Source organism: uncultured Moraxella sp. (assembly GCF_945873075.1).
Lineage (GTDB): Bacteria > Pseudomonadota > Gammaproteobacteria > Pseudomonadales > Moraxellaceae > Moraxella.
In genome coordinates this window covers 25015-43957 of sequence record NZ_CAMCBS010000015.1, presented here as the reverse complement: position 1 = coordinate 43957, position 18943 = coordinate 25015, and the positions used below count along the sequence as shown (strand labels likewise).

Sequence of the window (18943 nt, the reverse complement as noted above, 5' to 3'; positions counted from 1 at the left end):
CAATCACCCCAATGCTAATTTGCCAAAATTTTTATTCATTTGGCAAATCATTTGGGCGGATTATTTAGACTAGTTATTTAGGCAGTTTTGGCTTATTATCAGGCTTTGGCAGGGATGAATGTTGCTCTTCGCCATTATCTGCCTGTGCCAAATATTCATCACTCACCGGCTCAAAAGTCGCTTCGCTGATGTCTTGCGAGATTTCCTTAGCATCTTTTGGCTTAAAGCCCAGACGACGGACGATGGCATCAGAGAAAAAGCGAGTTTCTTTGTCTTTGACTTCATCATGAATCATCTCGCCATCACTGTTAATCTGTGCATATTTGACCGCTTCTTTGCGTGGCCATACAAAGTCCAAAGGACGGCTTTTGAAATGGTCAAACACTAGGCTGTTTAGGCGTTTCCATTCAAAGAATTTCACCCCTTTTGAACGCAGTGCCACCATCAATGCCAAAGAAAAACTCACCATCAAGTTGACCATACCAATCAGTAGCACACCCACAAATGATAAGCTAATCACCTGCCAAGTCAAATCCTGTGGCGATAGATGGAAAATACCATGAATAAAGTTCGCTGATGCAAAGGCAATGTGGCGGATATCCAGCGGCAAGCCAAGCATATAACCGACCGTCGCCGTGCTGCCAAGAAAGCAACCAAAGATAAAGTTACCCATGATAGCGCCAAGGTTCGCTTCTACAAATGTGCCTAGCTTATTTTGCCAATCAGGGGATAAGAATTTTTTGAGCAATGGATGGCGACGGATACGCTCACCGATTTTATTATAAGCAGCCAAATTGTCATAATAGCCCGAAATCAGCCCCGACACGAACAAGAACACCCCAGCAATGGCAGCGTGTGGCAATGATAGCGAGCGGATTGGGTCTAGGTCATGCAGTAGATGTGCTGCCATCTTACCATCAATCATCGGCGCGCCATTTAAGTATTTCCAACTGACGGCAATCAAAAACGCCACCGGCATCGCCACCGAAATATTCCCCAAAATCGCCACAAACTGCGTCCGCAAAATATCCACAATCAGCTCGGCAAGCTTGGTCATTTGTTGGGTTTTTTTGCCCGATGATTCTGAAATCGTCGATGCAATCGCCGCCGCTGTCATCGCAGGCTGTTTGGTCGCCACCGTACCTTTGGCGATATGAATGAACACAAAGCCCAAGCCATAAATCATGCTATTAATAAACGCCTTGCCAATCGGCGCAAGCACAAGATATGAGCCCAAAATCTTGAGCGTCGCCATAAAGCCGATAAATAAGCCACCGATGGCAGCTTTGCGGTACATTTTTTTGTAGCCGCTTGGGTCGGTACTGATGTAGTTCTCACCGACACGGCTGGCATTCTCAGTGACTTTGCGTGATAATAGCTTGGTATTACTCTCAATCAATGAGCCAAAGCGATAGCGAGTATTGGCAGTACGCACCACAGATGATGCCAGCTCCACGATGGATTTGTCACGGTTGGCATCTTTGTCCGTCACCAAATCCACCAGCACCTGCATCCGATGCAAACTTTGCTCCAGACGTACAAGCAGGTTCGTCATGCGAATCGAAATGCCCGTCTTATACACCCGCTTACGCACGCTAGTCACGATGTCTTGGCACTGTTCCACCATCACCAATAATGGTGCAGGGTCAATGTCCACTTCGGGCATCTCATCGGTCATCTCATCCAGCTTATGTGCTTGGCGGTACTGATTGACGAACAAGATGGCTTCTTGGTTTTGGGCAACAAAGGCAGCCGAGTGATTGAGTAGCTCTGGATAAAACTCCATTAACTCTGCGTGCAGACCCATGCCACTGACACGATAAGATAGGATAACAATCGCATTTAGAATATTATTCTTAATCTGCGCAACCAAGCTTAAATCATCAGCACTAACTTGCACCAAATCAACGAGCGTATCCCATTTGTCCGCATCGATATTGGCAATCCATTTGTAGTCATTTTTTTGGTCAAATAGATAATTGGCAAGCTCGACCACCAGCTCTTCGTTGGGCAATAATGGCAAAAAGCGATGCCCAATCAGCTTGGTCACACTACCAAAAAAAGTCTCATCCGACGCAATCCCTGCATCGGTATATAAAGGAATTTGGCGATATTTGGTAATTAGTCTTAGGATAAATGCCGCCAGCGCCTGACCGTATTCGGGATTGGCTTGCAATAACTCAATGAGCTCATCAATCTTGGCGTTCGCCCCATCCACATCATCACTATCCACACGCAATGCATCAATCAATCGCTTGAGCGACTCAGGCTCAGGCAATTCCCGTAGCATGGCGATATGTTGCAGGATATGTTGTAAATCTTGGCTGGTTGATAAAGTCACAAAGGGCTCCGTACTCAACTGATGGCTTTGAAAAATGCGGTGCAATCTTGGGACGATTGACACCCATCATTGCAGGCGTTATTGCTAAGTTTTGCCAATAAAATCACGCATTTTTCTGATAAAACTTGCCACACTGTAACACACTTCACCCATTTTGCCAAATTCCAAAAGTGAATTTATTGGACAAAATTTGTATCAAAATCTTGTATTTTTTGAATTTTTATTATGTAAATTGATAATATCGGTTAAATAATTGCATTGATGAAAATTGATACAGTTGATAAAAAAGCAAACCACACGGAGTGATTTGCTTTGGATAATGACAAATAGTGTCAATACATCTTTAGGCAAAAAACGCTTGGTCAAATGCCATCAATGTCGCAGAGCCTGCCTGTGCCATCTGAGCATGAGTCTGTAAATCAGGCAAACTGCGTGCCACAAAATAATCAGCAAGCTTGTGGCGTGATTCATAAAACTCGCCTGCCTTGCCATCAGCTGCATTGACAATCAACAGATACATATAAGCATAGCACAAATAGCCAACAGCGTGCAGATAATCCACCGCAGAAGCATTGATGGCGTGCGGGTCGGATTTGGCAGTCTCAATCAGTGACTCGGTCAAGGCTCGCACTGTGCTTACAGACTCCGCTGTCGCTGTAACGATGGCATGATTTGCTGTGCTTGCTTGGCAAGCAGCTGCAATCTCATCCAAGAACGCAAACATCGCCTTGCCGCCATCTTTGATGACCTTGCGACCAAGCAAATCCAGCGACTGAATACCGTTCGTCCCTTCATAAATCTGCGAGATACGCGTATCACGGACGATTTGCTCCATACCCCATTCTTTGATATAGCCATGCCCACCAAAGACCTGCTGACAGTCGATGGTCGCATCAAATGATTTGTCAGTGACAAATGCTTTGGCAATCGGTGTCAGTAGCGCAACCTTCGCTTGGGCTGCCTGTACTGCATCGGCATCATCGCTGAATTTGGCGATATCGAGATTTTTGGCGACATACATCGCAAAGGTGCGAGCGGCGACGCTGTTGGTCTTGGCATTCAATAGCATACGGCGCACATCAGCAAAATGAATGATGGCATCAGCAGGCTTATCGGCATTGACAACACCTGTATCAGCTCGACCTTGCAAGCGGTCTTGGGCATAGGCAGCGGCGTTTTGATAAGCCAGCACACTTGCGCCCAAGCCTTGTAGCCCCATCGTGACACGCTCATAGTTCATCATCACAAACATCGCTGCAAGCCCTGTATTTTCAGCACCCACAAGATAACCTGTCGCCCCATCAAAGTTCATCACGCAAGTGGCGGATGCCTTAATACCCATCTTATGCTCAATAGAGCCTGCCTTGACATTGTTACGCTCGCCTAGACTGCCATCATCATTGACCATGAATTTTGGTACGATAAACAGCGAAATACCCTTTGAGCCAGCAGGCGCATCTGGTGTCTTGGCAAGCACCAAGTGAATAATATTCTCCGCCAAATCATGCTCACCACCAGTGATAAAAATCTTGGTGCCCGTGATGGCATAGCTACCGTCGCCATTTGGCACAGCACGGGTTTTGATAATGCCCAAATCTGTACCTGCGTGTGCTTCGGTCAAGCACATCGTACCCGCCCACTGCCCTGCGTATAGCTTCTCAAGATACATCGCTTTTTGCGCTTCGCTCGCTGCTGCAAGCAGACAGATGCTTGCGCCTACGGTGAGATTTGGATACAGGGCAAATGCTTGGTTGGTGGCGAACATCATCTCTTCGGTCAGCATCGTGACCATCTTTGGCATACCTTGACCGCCATAGTTTGGGTCACCGCCAAGCCCAATCCAGCCCGCTTCAGCATATTGGCTAAAGGCATCTTTATAGCCCGTTGGCGTAGCAACTTTGCCATCACCCAGATACTTCGCCCCTTCATCATCACCTGATTGATTGAGCGGTAATAGCACTTCGGTGGCAAACTTTGCCATCTCATCCAAAATCATATCCACCGTGTCTTCATCGACATGGCTAAGCTTGTCATGAGTCTGCCAAAAACTTGGCGCATCAAACACTTCTTTGAGCGTAAAACGCATCTCATCAAGCGGTGCAGTATAAGTCAGTGTCATAAAATTTCCTTATTTTTAACCCAAGCTGATTGTATGGCGACAATCAGCTGTTTGTACTTTTTTAGATGAGTGATTAATAAGCAAACTGCTCAATATCCATCGCCATCAAGCACTCTTCGCCACTATTAATGCGTGCGACATGAACCGCCGTGCGTGGCAATAGTTTGGTGAAATAAAACTGCGCAGTCTTAACTTTGGCATCATAAAATCCATAATCGCCGTGCAGTGATTTATCACTATCAAGGTCGGCATCAAAGTCGCTTAATTTTGACTTAGCAACGACAGCCATGCGTGCCCATAGATAAGCCAGCGTCACATAGCCTGAGAAGTACAGATAATCCACCGCCGCTGCACCGATGGCATCAGGGTTTTGCGTGCCTTGTAGTCCGATGCGAGCGGTGATATCACCCCATTGTTTATTGAGCTTGGCAAGTGGTCGGATAAATTGACCCAGCTCGTCGTTTTCTTCATGTTCTTTGCAGAATTTATGGATAATCTTGGTAAAGTTGGCAAGCATACGCCCTTGTGAGCCCAGCACCTTACGACCAAGCAAATCCAGAGATTGAATCTCTGTCGTGCCTTCGTACAAGCAAGCAATGCGGGTATCACGGACATTTTGCTCCATGCTCCATTCGCTGATAAAGCCATGTCCGCCATAGACTTGTACGCCGTGATTGGCTGACTCGTAGCCTGTTTCGGTCAAGAACGCCTTAGCAATTGGCGTCAAGAGCGACAGCATATCATCGGCAAATTTGACATCCACACCATCAGCATCACCACCTTTGGCGACGATATCAGCATATTGTGATAGATAGTACACGAGCGCACGACCACCTTCGGCAAAGGCTTTGCTTGTTAGCACCATATTACGCACGGCAGGGTGGTGGATGATGCGGTCAGCAGGCTTGTCTTTGTCCTTAATGCCTGAGATTGAACGCATGGCGGTGCGGTCTTTGGCATAGGCAAGTGAGCCTTGAAATGCAAATTCCGCCGCACTCAAGCCCTGAATTGCCGTGCCGATACGAGCGACATTCATAAAGGTGAACATACAGTTTAGGCCACGATTTTTTGGGCCAATCAGATAGCCCGTCGCCCCATCAAAGTTCATCACGCAGGTGGCGGATGCCTTGATACCCATCTTGTGCTCTATAGAGCCACACACCACGCCATTGCGAGCGCCGATTGAGCCATCAGCATTCACCAAAAACTTCGGCACGATAAATAGCGAAATCCCCTTCGTGCCCGCAGGCGCATCAGGCAGGCGAGCTAGGACGATATGGATGATGTTTTCGGTCAAATCATGCTCACCGGCTGAGATAAAGATTTTTTGCCCAGTAATGGCATAGCTACCATCATCGTTTGGCACGGCACGGGTTTTGATAATACCCAAATCTGAGCCTGCGTGCGCTTCGGTCAAGCACATCGTCCCCGACCAGATGCCTGTGTTGAGTTTCTCAAGATAAGTGGCTTTTTGTTCATCCGTGCCATGATGCTCAATGGTGGCAATCGCCCCATGCGACAAACCTGGATACATGGCAAAAGACCAGTTTGCCGTACCCATCATCTCGCTCACCGCACTTGATAATGATGTCGGCAAGCCCATACCGCCGTATTCAGGCTCGGCGGCAATCGCAGGAAATCCAAGCTCGCAATAAGTCTCATAAGCCTCTTTAAATCCCGATGGCGTATAGACATTGCCATTATCAAAAGTACAACCTTCGATGTCGCCTGTGCGATTAAGTGGTGCAATCACTGACTGCGCATAATCAGCCGCCGCTTCTAGATAGCTATTGACCGTATCTGTATCAAGCTCGGCATACGCAGGCAGGCGTGCATAATGTGCTTGGCTATCAAGTAGCTCATGCATGACAAATTTCATATCACGAAGGGGTGCTGTGTATTGCATATATTATTCCTTTTTTGACAAATAAAGATGTCTATAAAATAAGCCAAAGGCAACAATCATGCAATATTTGGAAAGCGACTGACAAGTCATGATTTGGGTTTGATTTGTGTTGATAATAAAAAAATCGCCCATCATTGAGCGGTTTTTATGCTAATTCTAGCTTAATCAAACACCACCGTCTTAGCACCATCGATGATAATACGGTCTTCAAGATGCCATTTGACCGCACGGGCAAGCACATCACGCTCGATATCACGCCCCAATTCTCGCAAATCGCTCACGCTAAAGCCATGACTGACTCGCTCCACACCCTGCTCAATGATTGGGCCTTGATCAAGCTCGCTCGTCACATAATGCGCCGTCGCACCGATCAGCTTGACACCCTTGTCAAACGCCTGCTTATAAGGGTTCGCCCCAACAAACGCCGGCAAAAACGAATGATGGATATTGATAATACGACCCTGCCACTGATCGACAAATGACGGACTCAAAATCTGCATATAGCGAGCGAGCACCAACAGATCATTATCTTTCATCACTTCATGAATCTGATCATACGCCGCTTGCTTATTATCTTTATCCACAGGAATATGCACAAACTCAATGCCAAACGACTCCACCGACGCACGCAAATCATCATGATTGGACACCACTTGAGTGATTTGGCAGGGCAATGCACCACGACTGTATCGCCATAGTAGCTCAAGCAAGGCATGATCTTCTTTAGATACCAAAATGCCAACTTTTTTCAGATCTTTATTGCAATTTAGCTGCCATGTCATGTGATATTTGGCGGCAACATTGGTAGCAAAGGTCTGCATTAGGGCGTCTTTTTTGATAGCGAGCCCATCCAAATGAAACTCAACTCGCATAAAATACTTACCGCCATAAGCTTCGGTGGTATGCTGGTCAAGCGAAATGATGTTCGCCCCTTGATGGTACAAAAATCCCGATACCGCTTGCACGATGCCTGATTGGTCTTCACAAGTGACTAATAGGCGAGCCACTTCGCTTTCACAACCTTCACAATTACTCATAATCTTACTCTTTATATTTTATAAAATAAAAGGACATCTGATAGCCAATGTCCTTTTCATTACTTCCCAAGATATGCTTATTTGGCAAATTATCCAAGAATCAGACTGTCGTCTTCGACCTTTTCGCCACGAGTTTTTTCAAACATATTCAACAAATCCTGCACTGTCATACCACGACGCTCATCGCCAGAGACATCAAGCACTACTTGACCTTGATGTAGCATCACTGTGCGCGTGCCGTGTGTCAACGCTTGTTGCATTGAGTGCGTGACCATCATGGTGGTAAGCTTACCATCGCCGACGATTTTATCAGTCAGCTCAAGCACAAAGGCAGCGGTCTTTGGGTCGAGTGCGGCGGTATGCTCATCCAGTAGTAAAATCTTGGATGGTTGTAAGCTTGCCATCAGCAGGCTCACCGCTTGACGCTGACCGCCCGAGAGCAAGCCCATGCGATCGGTTAGACGATTTTCTAGACCGAGCTTTAGAATGGAGAGCTTTTCACGAAATAGCTCACGGTTTTTGGCATTGAGTGCACCGCCTAGCCCACGACTGCCACCACGCTTATACGCCAGTGCCATATTCTCTTCGATGGTCAAAGCTTCACAAGTACCTGCCATCGGGTCTTGGAATACACGCGCGACTTGCTTGGCACGCTTATGCGTATCTTGGCGAGTGACATCTTGACCATTAATCAAAATCGAGCCACTATCGACACGCACCGCCCCACTGATGGCGTTCAAAAAAGTTGATTTGCCTGCGCCGTTTGTACCAATCACCGTGACAAACTCACCATCAGCAATCGAGAGAGACAGCCCACGTAGGGCAGGATTTTCAATCGGGGTGCCCGCATTAAATGTCAGGCGTAAATCAGTTGCTTGTAACATATCTATCCCCTAGGCTTTTTTAGCAAGTAGCTTGGACTTGATTTTTGGTAGCATCAGTACAATCACCACCAGTAGCGATGTGACTAAGTTCAAATCTTGTGATTTGAAGCCAATACCACGCAGCAAATCGCTTGATAGTGCAATTTGGACAAATAGACGATACAAAATCGCACCAATCACCACCGCCAGAGTCATCCAAAAAATACGCTTGGCAGAAATGACCGCTTCCCCAATAATCACCGCAGCCAAACCAATAACAATCGTACCGATACCCATCGACACATCAGCAAAGCCTTGAGTTTGTACAAATAAAGCACCCGACAAAGCAATCAAGCCATTGGAGATTGCCATACCTAGGATAATCACCCACGGCGTATTAATGCCTTGAGCTTGTGCCATGCGTAGGTTTGAGCCTGTGGCACGCATCGCAAGACCTGTCTCGGTGCTAAAGAACCAATCTAGGGCAAGCTTGACCAACACCACCACGCCTGCAACCACTGCCACACGCACCCAAAAACCATTACCGCCATCCACAAACGGCGTAAATACGGTCGGCTGCCCAAGCAATGGTAAGTTTGGTGCATCCATGATACGCAGGTTCACTGAGTATAGCGCAGTCATCATCAAGATACCTGCCAATAGGTGCAAAATACCCAATTTGACATGCAGCCAAGCAGTCATCATCCCTGCCATCATCCCTGCCATCATGCCAAAAGCACACGCCAGCCACGGATTTAGACCTGCAACAATCGCCACGCCTGCCACTGCGCCACCCAAAGGAAAGCTACCATCAGCAGTCAAATCTGGAAAATCCAAAATACGAAACGAAATCAGCACACCCAGTGCCATCAGGGCATAAATCAGACCACTTTCTAGTGCTCCGAACAACGCAATCAAAGTCATAGGCAATACTCGCCACTAAAAATACAAAACGCCTATTATAACAAAATCCTTGTCATGATAGAAACAAAATTAATAAATCGTTATTAAAACGCAAAACAACCCAAGCCAATCGTTGCACTTGGGTTTGAGCAAATCGCCCAATTCACATTCATATCATAGTCATTGGGCGATATAGTATAGCAGTAGATTACTCAACCACTTTGGCAGCACGATCCAAGACAGCTTGTGGTAAGGTTACACCTTGCTCTTCGGCGTGTTTTTTGCTGACATATAGGTCAAGATTTTGTGAAATATACACAGGGATAGTATCTGGTTTTTCACCTTTTAGTACTTTTGCGATAATCTTACCAGATTCTTTACCAAGATCAGTATAATTCACGCCCAGCGCTGCCACCGCACCACGCTCAACCGTACTGGTATCTGCTGAGATTAGTGGGATTTTGGCTTGTTTTGCCACTTGGTAGAGTGCTTCGTACGCATTGATGACATTGTTGTCAGTTGATGTATAAATCACATCGACTTTACCCACCAAAGCACTCGCCGCTTGGCTGATGTCGCTTGATTTTTGGGCAGGTGATTCGATGACATTAATGCCAAGTGGTGCTAGTTTTTCTTTTAGATTTTTTAGCACGACAGTTGAGTTTACTTCACCTGGGCTATAGACATAGCCGACATTTTTGACATTTGGAATCAGCTCACGAATCAGCTCAATCTGTGGCTCATACGGTAGCACATCTGATGCACCGGTGACATTGTTGCCTGATTTTTCAAGGCTTGCGACAAGCTTAGCTTCAACTGGGTCAGTCACCGCTGAGAACACCACAGGAATCTCAGTGGTCGCCGCCGCTACCGCTTGTGCTGATGGTGTTGCGATAGCAAAAATCGCATCTGGCTTATCTGCCACAAACTGCTTAGCAATCTGACCTGCTGTAGCCATGTTGCCTTGAGCGGATTGGAAAGTGACTTTTAGGTTCTCACCTTCTTTAAAGCCTTCGGCGGCAAGCTGTTCAATCGCACCGGTGCGAGCTGCATCGAGTGCAGGATGCTCGACGATGGCAGTGATTGCCAAAGTCTTAGTTTCGGTAGCAGGTGCAGCGGCGGCTGCATTGTCAGCTGGCTTATCGCCACCACAGGCGGTCAATGCCAAGGCGGTGATGCTTGCCCAAAGGGTAGTTTTTAAAAATTTCATGGCGGACTCCTTGTCAAGGGAAATAAAGTAAAAAGCTTTGGCAAAATTGCCATTTAACGCTGAGTTTAGCATACAGTTAATGGGTGAACAAGTGATTTTGTGTGAATTATTTCAAAATTGTGACGGTTTTGGCTAATAATCTTGCCACTTGTGGTTGAATGGGTGCTTTTGATGGTTATTAATTGGTTATTATCGGCAAAATCAATGATGATAAATGATGCCTAAAACAAAAAAAGACTCACAGTCAAACTGCAAGTCTTTGATGTTATTACATAAATTTGGTAGGCCCAGCAGGGCTCGAACCTGCGACCAAAGGATTATGAGTCCTCTGCTCTAACCGACTGAGCTATAGGCCCAAATAAAGTATGCGACATTATACACAAAGCCAATCGCTTAGTAAAGCATCAACAATCAACCACGCTTGATACGCATGGCGTTCGCCACCACAGCTAAGCTTGATAAGCTCATGCCAATAGCAGCCAGCCAAGGCGGTACATAGCCAAAGGCAGCAGGCAACAGTACCGATGTATTATAAATCAATGCCCAGCGTAGGTTTTGGCGGATGATGGCTTGGCTCTTAACAGACAGTCCAATGGCACGGTCAATGGCGATGAGCTTACCACCAAGTAGCACACTATCGCTTGAGACTTGGGCAAGGTCGGCAGCGCCTGCGATGGATGTAGAGACATTGGCAGCAGCGAGCACGGGCGCATCATTGATACCATCGCCGACCATCAGCACCGTCTCGCCATTTGCCTGCAAGCGTTTGATATGATTGACTTTATCTTCAGGACTTAGTCCATAATAGGCTTCTGTGATACCCAAATCAGCAGCGACTTGTAGTGCATTGGGATTGGGGTCGCCTGTGAGCATCAGCGGTGTGATACCACGAGCTTTTAGCCCATCAATCATCGCTTTGGCATCAGCTCGCAGTGAGTCATTAAAATAAAAGCGAGCGACAATTTGCCAAGCATCATCCTGCCATCTTGACATCAGCACTGACATATTGGCTTGATAGTCGCTTAAGTTTTCGGCAAATTGACCCAGTGACGGACTATCGCCATCTATGGCAGCATCAGCGACAAAGCGTAGATGACCAATGCGATAACGCACGCCATCAATCACCCCTTCGATACCGCCTGCGGTATGATGCACGACATCCACGACCTTAGGCAGGTGCAAGCCATGCGCCGCTGTCAACAGCGCCTTTGCCACCGGATGACGACTGCCAATCTCAAGCGCCGCTGCCTTAGCAAGGAGTTCTGACTTATCATCACCGCCAATCACTGCAAGCAAATTCGCTTGTCCTGTCGTCAGCGTCCCCGTCTTATCAAATGCCACTTTTGTCACCGTCGAGAGTGTCTGCACCGTATGCCCCCGTGTGGTCAAAAAGCCAAAGCTTGCCAAGCGATTGGTCGCCACTGTCAGCGCAATCGGTGTCGCCAAAGAGAGTGCACACGGACAAGTCGCCACCAGTACCGCCACCGTCGCCCACAGCGCTTCATGCTTATCAATAAACCACCAAACAGCGAACACCAGTAGTGACAGCACCAGTACCCGAGCCACGAACCAGCGAGCCATACGGTCGGCATCTTGGGCGATTTTTGGTTTTTCGCTCATGGCACGGTTCATCAAGCGGTCGATGAGCGCAATTTGGCTATTATCCACATCCGCAGTGACGAGCATCACAAAAGGCTGAGAGTCATTTTGAGCGCCGCCCACCATCACATCGCCACGAGTTTTGACAATCAAATCACTCTCGCCGGTCAATAGACTCTGTGACACCGTCGCCGTCTCGGACAACAAAATTCCATCAGCGACAATCTGGCTGCCCGCATCGATGGCGATGATATCACCGACTTTGACACTTTGGGCTAGGATTTTGTCCGTGCCATCGAGTGCCGATTTGGATAAATGCCGTCCGACATCCTGCCACCATGTATCAATGATGGACGCATCCAAAGTCCCTGCTTGTACTTGGGTGATGAGCGAACTGTTTTCGTCCAATCGCTTGACCAAAGTCGGCTCAATCACCACCAAATCCGATGCCATGTTTGATGCTTTTAGGCGAGCATTTTGTTCGATAAATCGCCCAGCAAGCAAAAAGAAAATAAACATCGCCACCGAATCAAAATAAGTCTCACCGCCACCGATGATGGTCGCATATAAACTTGCGGCAAAGGTGGTAATCAGCGCAATCGATACCGGCACATCCATATTGACTTGGCGTGCCCGAATCGCATAAAACGCCGAGCTAAAAAACGGCAACGCCGAATAAAAAAACACCGGAATACTCACAAATAGCGACACATACCGCAAAAAATCCCGATGCTCAATCAACATCCCGCTGTATTCACCAAAATACATCCCGATAGAAAACATCATCGCCTGCATCGCCCCAAGCGCAGCGATACCTAGACGGATGAGCATTTTTTTGTTTTGACGCTTGAGCATCGCTTCGTGCGTATCTTGGCGATATGGCTTGGCATCATAGCCCACCGAATGTACCGCCTTTAGAATCTCGCTAATCGGCAAAACATCATCATCCCAATTGACCCGCATCCGCTGTTGGGTGAGATTGACTTGACAAGATTTCACGCCTGCCATCGACCGCAGACGCGTCTCAATCAGCCAAGTACACGCCGAGCATTTGAGATTAGCGACCGATAATTCAGCGGTGCTACCGCCATTTTCGGCATAGACGAATTGTCCTTTGATATCGGCATGGTCATAGGCGCTAAAATTGATGGCATCAGGCAGGCTGGCTGTTGGGCTGATTTCACGGCGGTCAAGATAATATTGACTAAGATTGGCTTCGACGATGCTTTGGCTCGCCAGCTGACAGCCCAGACAGCACATCGCTCGCGGCTTATCAAAAATCACGGTAAAAAACGGCTCTTTTGGCAACACTTCACCACAGTGAAAGCAGCTGCCATCAGGGGGCAAAATCAAGCTTTGTTCTAGGGTGTCGGTATCGGTGTGATAATCAGTCGAGCTCTTTGCGGTCATGATGGTCATCAAATGGTGGGAAATAAGGTATTATAGCATAAAATGACCTACATGAACTCAATGGCAAAGCCATCAAAAGTGTTTACAAATATAAACACCTTAGCTATAATAACTTATCAGCCTATTAATCAAATACCAATGAAACACCATCCCAACAAAGAAATTAGTGATGCGATCGCTTATGCCATTGCCAATGGTTGGCATATCGTGGCAAGTGGCAAATCATCGCACGCCTATTGTCGATTGCGATGCAATTTTGGGCACAGCACACACCAAATGAGCGTTTGGAGCACACCCAAAAACCCACAAAATCATGCCAAACAAATCATCCGCAAAGTAGATGAATGTCAGGGAGAATAATATGAATACTTACCATTTTACCATCGTTGTTCGAGATGCCATTTTTGATGATAATCTTGAAGATCTACTTTATCAATCAGGGTGTGATGATGCACTAATCTGCACCTTGGATGATACCGTTTATCTTGAGTTTGACCGCATGGCAAATAGTGCAAAAGACGCCATCGCTTCAGCGTTTGACAATCTACATACCGCAGGATTTCATGATTTAATCCTACAAGAAAAAGGTGTATCTTCATTGGCAGAGATGGCGAAACGCTTGGGATTGTCTCGTATGGCACTCAGCCACTACGCCAAAGCAACCCGTGGCGATGGCAATTTTCCTAAGCCTGTTTATGGCGTGCAATCAGGTTCGGCTTTGTATGCTTGGCATGAAGTCGCCAACTGGCTATATCACCAAAACAAGCTACCAAAGACGGATTATGATGTCGCCATGTGTGCCAATCATTTCTGAAAAATTGATTAATTTTATTAAATAATTATCACCGCAGACATCAAAAACCCTTAACACATCCAACAAAAATCCTACAATCAAGCAAATCTTAGCCAATTTTCTACGCTGATTTTGCTTGAAAATTGAACGAATTTGGGCGATAGTATGATTTTTGATTTTGTGGGTGGATTGTATAATGCCAAAAACTCGCCGTACGCAGTCGGGCTTTATTGGGTTATTGTTGGTGCTATTGATACTGATGGCGATAGTCGCTGTGGCGTTGTACGCCATGTACCTAAATGCGACCGTCGTCTCAAAGTTTGAAAGTCGTCGTTGGGACATCCCTGCGACGCTCTACTCTCGTCCGCTCATGCTGTATCAAGGCGCAAGCCTATCCCCTGCCGAGCTTGAATCTTGGCTCAAGCTCTTGCGATACAGCCAAGCCAAACCCACCAAAACAGGCAGTTACCAAAAATCGGGCAACACCTACACCATCTACACACGGGGCTTTAGCTATGGCGATAACGACACCGACGCCAAACAGCTGATTGAAATCACCTTTAAAGACAATCAAATCAGCGGACTCAAAAGCACCGTGCCAAGCCGTACGGGGATTGTGCGCCTTGAGCCGGTGAATATCGGTGGCATCTATCCTGAGAGCAACGAAGACCGTCAGCTCATCACCAAAGAACAAATGCCAAAACAACTCATTGATGCACTGATTGCCACCGAAGACCGCAGTTTTTATGAGCATCACGGTGTATCCTTGCGTGGTATCAGCCGTGCCATCGTCGCCAATACCACAGGTCAGCCGATGCAAGGTGGTTCAACGATTACTCAACAGCTTGTCAAGAATTTCTACCTAAATTCTGAACGCACGCTCAAGCGTAAGGTCAATGAAGCCATCATGGCGCTACTGCTCGAAGCTCGCTATGGTAAGCAAGAAATTTTGTTAGCTTATCTAAACGAAATCAATCTTGGGCAAAATGGCAATCGCTCGGTGAATGGCTTTGGGATTGCATCGCAGTTTTATTTTGACAAGCCACTCAATGAACTTAGCCTTGACCAATACGCCCTATTGGTTGGCTTGGCTCGTGGCCCAAGTCATTATAACCCACGCAAAAACCCCGAACGAGCGCTTGAGCGACGCAACACCGTACTGAATAATATGCTCGTTACCGGCAAAATTGACAACGCCACTTACCAAAAAGCCATCAAAAAACCGCTTGGCGTGGTCAAGACCCCTGCTATCGCCAAATCCAGATTTCCTGATTTCTTGGATGCTGTACAGCGAGAGCTACAAGCCTATTATCGTAAAGAAGATTTACAAAATAAAGGGCTAAAAATCATCTCAACACTCGACCCAATCGCTCAGCAAGCTGCTGATTCGGCGATGGCATCACAGCTAGCTAGCCTACGCAAAAAAGGCAGTGCCGCCAAAGACTTACAAGGTGCTCTCGTCAGTGCACACCCTGCCACAGGCGAGCTTGTGGCGCTGGTTGGCTCAGGTAGTGAATTTACCGGCTTTAACCGAGCCATCGACGCCAAACGCCAAGTTGGTTCGCTACTTAAGCCCGTGATTTATCTCACCGCCTTACAATCAGGTCGCTACAATCTGACCACACCTGTCAATGACAGCCAAGTCACTTATAAAGTCAATGGCAGCAACTGGACACCCAAAAACTACGGTGGCGCATCACATGGTAGCACACCACTGCTGAACGCTTTGGCAAATTCATACAACCAAGCAGCGGTGAATGTCGGTCTAGAATTTGGGATGCCTGCATTTAAGGCACAGATGGCGAATCTATCCATCACCACCGAAATCCCACCTTATCCATCGGTGATGCTTGGGGCGATTGATTTAACACCGATGCAGATGCTTGGGATGTATCAGATTTTTGCCAATGGTGGTGCTTATACGCCGATTCACACCATCCGCACCGTGATTGACGAAAAAGGTCGTGTGCTACAACGCAGTCAACGACAACAGCAGTTCCGTGCGCCACCACAGGCAGTGTATCTACTAAATCGTGGCTTACAAGAAGTCATCCGCTCAGGCACTGCAAAGGCTGCCAATGACATCAATAAAGATTTGGGACTTGCCGGTAAAACAGGCACAACCAATGACCATCGTGATGCGTGGTTTGCCGGCTACAGTGGCAACTATGTCAGTGTGGTGTGGGTCGGTCGTGATGATAACAAGCCAATTGGCTTATCAGGCGGTACAGGTGCATTGCCGATTTGGACGGATTATATGCGTAGGCTCACCCTAAGCCCTGTCAATCTACCTGTTCCATCAGGGGTGACTTGGCAATGGATGGATGGCTACAGTGGCACACTATCCGCTCAAGGGTGCGCAGGTGCACTATGGCTACCGGTCATTGATGCGTATCGCCCATCACAGATGAGCTCATGCGCCGCCGATATGGTGTATCAACAACAGCTCCAAGCACAAATTCAGTCGCTCGGCGACAATCTTGTGGATATGGGCGGCTACTATATCGAAGGCGAGCCATTATACACGCCCGAGCCCGAAATTCCACCGCAGGATAACTATATCGTTGATGAATATGTTGAGCAAACGATGCCTACGCCAAGCACCCAAGAAGGCTATTAATGATGGCTTTCTTGGGCATACGCTTGACTGTGCTAATTAATTGGATGCCCTGCTTTTAATATACTGATCCAAAAACTGCTGTAGCACTGGCTTTTTATCATAGATATGATCGGTATTAATCCCAAAGGTTTGGGTTAATAATTCAAACAAATCATCCACCGAACTGATCTCTTGGCTTAGGCTTGCCCGTCCGATCTCATGGCGACGATAGCGAGTATTCAGTAGGCTATGTCGCACACCCTGTGGCTCGATGCGTGATGCCATCAGCCGTGTGCGAAATGGCGATGACGGATGCGTCGAGACGAACCAATTGCCCATCTCAAGCAGTGGCCGATCAGCAGGCACCAAATCAAACGCATACAGCATCTGCCATTGACCCTTGATCTGTACCGACAGCACCCACTTCTCCCCAAATGCGCTGAGCCGATATTCGCCATGCGGTGTCGTCTGTATGATGTCAAGCTCCAGCTTTAAAGGCGCTGTTGGCACTTGCCCACCAAAGCCCACATCCGCAAGATAAGACACCCCATCCACCATCACTTTTAATAAAGTATGCGTGCGTGCTTTTGGGGTGGCAGGATTATTCTCATGCACGATATAGCCTGTTAATGTCACTGCATCAAAGTCAAGTGCCACAAGGGCTTGACGAAGTAGCTCATTATGCTCATAACAATAGCCACCACGACGCTCGATGACAAGTTTTTGATAAATGGCATCTGGGTCGATGTCCACTATTTCATGCAGTACGGTCGATAAGCTCTGAAACGGATAATGGCTCAGATGCAGCAGCTGTAAGCGTGACAGCGTCGCTAAGGCCTGATCGGACTTCACAGCCGATGACTCACATCCAAGCGTCTGTAAATAATGATTAATTTTTTCTGTACTTAGCATCATATCTGTCATCTTATTTTGCATCTTAATCTCCGTGATGGTGTTTTGATAGTTATCTTAATCAGTCACCGCTCATCAGCCATGATGGCCACATGCCGATGGCTTTGGCTTATTATAACGAGTCTATCATGCATCGCTCAAGCACCGATTGGTCACGCTTTTGGTCATTGATGGTTCACCATGATGCGATATCAGTGTGTTTTGATGTCAATTTCTGTATCGTTGATTAACTTTTTGCTATTTACCATCAGATATTTGTTATAATAAGCGCAGTCATTTATTTTTAGGATCTGATATGTCTTGGCAACAACTTCATCTACAATGCCCAAAATCCGCCGTTGAGCTTGCCGAAGCTTTATTTTATGAAGTCGGCGCCGTCTCTATCTTGCTCGAAGATGCAGGCGATGAGCCACTGTTTGAGCCACTACCGGGCGAAGAGCCACTGTGGAGCGATGTGGTCATTACGGCGATTTTTGATACCAATAGCGATGATAGCTTTGCCGGTACGGATTTTGAAAGTCTTGCTAGCGAGATTGCCACCGAAGTGGATGCCACTCGTTTTTGGCTCACCCGCCTAGACGATAAGGACTGGACACGAGAGTGGATGACCTATTATAAGCCTATCAAGTGCGCAGGCAATCTGTGGATTGTCCCTGAATGGCTAGATGCGCCTGAGCCTGATGCGACCAATCTTATCCTAGACCCCGGTCTTGCCTTTGGTACAGGCTATCACGCCACCACCCGCCTGTGCTTAGATTGGCTATCTGAGCAGGATTTGACTGATAAGCTTGTCATCGATTATGGCTGTGGCTCGGGCATCTTAGGTGTGGCGGCACTACTACTGGGTGCACGACAAGTACTTGCGGTGGACATCGACCCACAGGCAGTACTTGCCACCAACCAAAATGCCGCCCTAAATGGCGTGGCAGATAAGCTGATTGCCTTTTTGCCCGAAGACTTTGTCGCCTATCGCAAAGACAATCCTGAGCTGTGCGACACCATCACCGCCAATATTCTTGCCAAACCATTGATTCACTTTGCCCCAACCTTTAGCGAGCTACTCAAAGACGATGGCAGTATCGTGCTAGCAGGTCTTATCCAAAACCAAACCCAAGATGTCATCGATGCTTACACGCCATACTTTGACATCGATGCGCCGTATGCCTATGATAATGCTGAAGATGGTCATTGGAATCGTCTAAGCGGTCGCAAAAAATAACCCCACCGCTTATACAGATTGCTCAAATTTTT

At 47.2% G+C, this 18943-nt stretch carries 13 protein-coding genes and 1 tRNA gene; 4 read left to right on the top strand and 10 right to left on the bottom strand.

What is annotated here, in order from left to right; all coding sequences use genetic code 11:
* Positions 1-73: 73 nt before the first annotated feature.
* The 9 genes from Q0N89_RS06515 to Q0N89_RS06475 all read right to left on the bottom strand — a co-directional run bounded on the left by Q0N89_RS06515 (position 74) and on the right by Q0N89_RS06475 (position 13388).
* A complete protein-coding gene (locus tag Q0N89_RS06515) occupies positions 74-2290 on the bottom strand; it encodes a site-specific recombinase (RefSeq protein ID WP_294034630.1) in 2217 nt (738 codons plus the stop codon).
* Between the two features lie 394 nt (positions 2291-2684).
* A complete protein-coding gene (locus Q0N89_RS06510) occupies positions 2685-4460 on the bottom strand; it encodes an acyl-CoA dehydrogenase C-terminal domain-containing protein (protein ID WP_294034607.1) in 1776 nt (591 codons plus the stop codon).
* Positions 4461-4533: 73 nt separating this feature from the next.
* On the bottom strand, positions 4534-6366 hold the full coding sequence (locus Q0N89_RS06505) for an acyl-CoA dehydrogenase C-terminal domain-containing protein (protein WP_294034605.1): 1833 nt from the start codon (positions 6364-6366) through the stop codon (positions 4534-4536).
* 161 nt (positions 6367-6527) lie between these two features.
* Positions 6528-7403, bottom strand: a complete 876-nt coding sequence (gene purU / locus Q0N89_RS06500) for a formyltetrahydrofolate deformylase (RefSeq protein ID WP_294034603.1) — start codon at positions 7401-7403, stop codon at positions 6528-6530.
* Positions 7404-7492: 89 nt separating this feature from the next.
* Positions 7493-8287, bottom strand: coding sequence for an ABC transporter ATP-binding protein (locus tag Q0N89_RS06495; RefSeq protein ID WP_078254305.1), 795 nt, complete (start codon positions 8285-8287; stop codon positions 7493-7495).
* A gap of 9 nt (positions 8288-8296) precedes the next feature.
* A complete protein-coding gene (locus Q0N89_RS06490) occupies positions 8297-9190 on the bottom strand; it encodes an ABC transporter permease (RefSeq protein WP_294034599.1) in 894 nt (297 codons plus the stop codon).
* Positions 9191-9377: 187 nt separating this feature from the next.
* Entirely contained in the window at positions 9378-10379 is a 1002-nt protein-coding gene (locus Q0N89_RS06485) for an ABC transporter substrate-binding protein (RefSeq protein WP_294034597.1), read from the bottom strand.
* 279 nt (positions 10380-10658) lie between these two features.
* A tRNA-Ile gene (locus Q0N89_RS06480) sits at positions 10659-10735 on the bottom strand.
* Between the two features lie 55 nt (positions 10736-10790).
* The gene (locus Q0N89_RS06475) at positions 10791-13388 is read right to left on the bottom strand and encodes a heavy metal translocating P-type ATPase (protein ID WP_294034595.1); all 2598 of its coding nucleotides are present in this window, start codon (positions 13386-13388) and stop codon (positions 10791-10793) included.
* A 138-nt stretch (positions 13389-13526) separates the two neighbouring features.
* On the opposite strand from Q0N89_RS06475, the gene Q0N89_RS06470 reads away from it, so the two are divergent.
* From Q0N89_RS06470 to mrcB, 3 genes are all read left to right on the top strand, one after another.
* Entirely contained in the window at positions 13527-13748 is a 222-nt protein-coding gene (locus Q0N89_RS06470; protein ID WP_078254309.1) for a hypothetical protein, read from the top strand.
* Between the two features lies 1 nt (position 13749).
* Positions 13750-14202 carry an XRE family transcriptional regulator gene (locus Q0N89_RS06465; RefSeq protein ID WP_294034592.1) on the top strand — a complete coding sequence of 151 codons (453 nt, stop codon included), beginning with the start codon at positions 13750-13752 and terminating at the stop codon, positions 14200-14202.
* A gap of 175 nt (positions 14203-14377) precedes the next feature.
* Complete coding sequence (gene mrcB, locus Q0N89_RS06460; protein WP_294034590.1) at positions 14378-16801, top strand: penicillin-binding protein 1B; 2424 nt, start codon at positions 14378-14380, stop codon at positions 16799-16801.
* Positions 16802-16837: 36 nt separating this feature from the next.
* Here mrcB and Q0N89_RS06455 read toward each other — a convergent pair whose 3' ends face one another.
* Positions 16838-17716, bottom strand: a complete 879-nt coding sequence (locus tag Q0N89_RS06455) for an arylamine N-acetyltransferase (RefSeq protein WP_294034588.1) — start codon at positions 17714-17716, stop codon at positions 16838-16840.
* Between the two features lie 271 nt (positions 17717-17987).
* On the opposite strand from Q0N89_RS06455, the gene prmA reads away from it, so the two are divergent.
* The gene (prmA, locus tag Q0N89_RS06450) at positions 17988-18911 is read left to right on the top strand and encodes a 50S ribosomal protein L11 methyltransferase (RefSeq protein WP_294034586.1); all 924 of its coding nucleotides are present in this window, start codon (positions 17988-17990) and stop codon (positions 18909-18911) included.
* Positions 18912-18943: the final 32 nt, after the last annotated feature.

What these genes read in the sequence shown, in the direction of transcription:
- Q0N89_RS06465 (WP_294034592.1), top strand. Translation starts at nt 13,750, where the DNA reads ATGAATACTTACCATTTTACCATCGTTGTTCGAGATGCCATTTTTGAT.
- Q0N89_RS06455 (WP_294034588.1), bottom strand. Translation starts at nt 17,716, where the DNA reads ATGCAAAATAAGATGACAGATATGATGCTAAGTACAGAAAAAATTAAT.
- Q0N89_RS06470 (WP_078254309.1), top strand. Translation starts at nt 13,527, where the DNA reads ATGAAACACCATCCCAACAAAGAAATTAGTGATGCGATCGCTTATGCC.
- Q0N89_RS06495 (WP_078254305.1), bottom strand. Translation starts at nt 8,287, where the DNA reads ATGTTACAAGCAACTGATTTACGCCTGACATTTAATGCGGGCACCCCG.
- Q0N89_RS06515 (WP_294034630.1), bottom strand. Translation starts at nt 2,290, where the DNA reads ATGCTACGGGAATTGCCTGAGCCTGAGTCGCTCAAGCGATTGATTGAT.
- mrcB (WP_294034590.1), top strand. Translation starts at nt 14,378, where the DNA reads ATGCCAAAAACTCGCCGTACGCAGTCGGGCTTTATTGGGTTATTGTTG.
- Q0N89_RS06475 (WP_294034595.1), bottom strand. Translation starts at nt 13,388, where the DNA reads ATGACCGCAAAGAGCTCGACTGATTATCACACCGATACCGACACCCTA.
- Q0N89_RS06490 (WP_294034599.1), bottom strand. Translation starts at nt 9,190, where the DNA reads ATGACTTTGATTGCGTTGTTCGGAGCACTAGAAAGTGGTCTGATTTAT.
- Q0N89_RS06510 (WP_294034607.1), bottom strand. Translation starts at nt 4,460, where the DNA reads ATGACACTGACTTATACTGCACCGCTTGATGAGATGCGTTTTACGCTC.
- Q0N89_RS06505 (WP_294034605.1), bottom strand. Translation starts at nt 6,366, where the DNA reads ATGCAATACACAGCACCCCTTCGTGATATGAAATTTGTCATGCATGAG.
- purU (WP_294034603.1), bottom strand. Translation starts at nt 7,403, where the DNA reads ATGAGTAATTGTGAAGGTTGTGAAAGCGAAGTGGCTCGCCTATTAGTC.
- Q0N89_RS06485 (WP_294034597.1), bottom strand. Translation starts at nt 10,379, where the DNA reads ATGAAATTTTTAAAAACTACCCTTTGGGCAAGCATCACCGCCTTGGCA.
- prmA (WP_294034586.1), top strand. Translation starts at nt 17,988, where the DNA reads ATGTCTTGGCAACAACTTCATCTACAATGCCCAAAATCCGCCGTTGAG.